We start from the raw sequence: 424 nt of genomic DNA, 5'->3' as shown, positions 1-424 counted from the left end.
CTTCAACCATTTCCGATACAAGCATATTCATGACTTTGATATACTCACGACTACTTTCTTCCAATAAACGACTTTGTTCTTTTGTTGGAATCAATTTCACTTTCACTGTTAGGGTCTGTGACATACGTTTCATCCCCTTGTTTTTTGATTTTCAACATATTTTCATTTGCTACATTTTTAGCTGTAGAAACAAAATAAGAACGTGTCCATAAACTTTGCAACGCTCTTCTATAATCATTTACCATAGTTACAATGTATCATTTATTTTCGAAAAATCACAACAAAAAGACCCAATGAAACTACCTATACTTTGTATACTTAAAGTACCACGAACCTTACGATTTTTAGTGGTACTCCGTATCCAACCTCACTTTCATCCCATGCCTAAAGGCGATGGGCTTTCTCGTTCGGAAAGGGCTGTAAA

1 pseudogene is annotated in these 424 nt (G+C 35.1%); it reads right to left on the bottom strand.

The annotated features are described in order from the left end of the window. Positions 1–124: pseudogene (locus FT637_RS29695) on the bottom strand (RNA-guided endonuclease TnpB family protein); the annotation flags it as partial. Between the last annotated feature and the right edge of the window lie 300 nt (positions 125–424).

The organism is Bacillus cereus (genome assembly GCF_015071065.1).
Lineage (GTDB): Bacteria > Bacillota > Bacilli > Bacillales > Bacillaceae_G > Bacillus_A > Bacillus_A cereus_BA.
The sequence above is the reverse complement of the archived record's forward strand: the minus strand, read 5'-3'. Positions and strand labels throughout refer to the sequence as shown.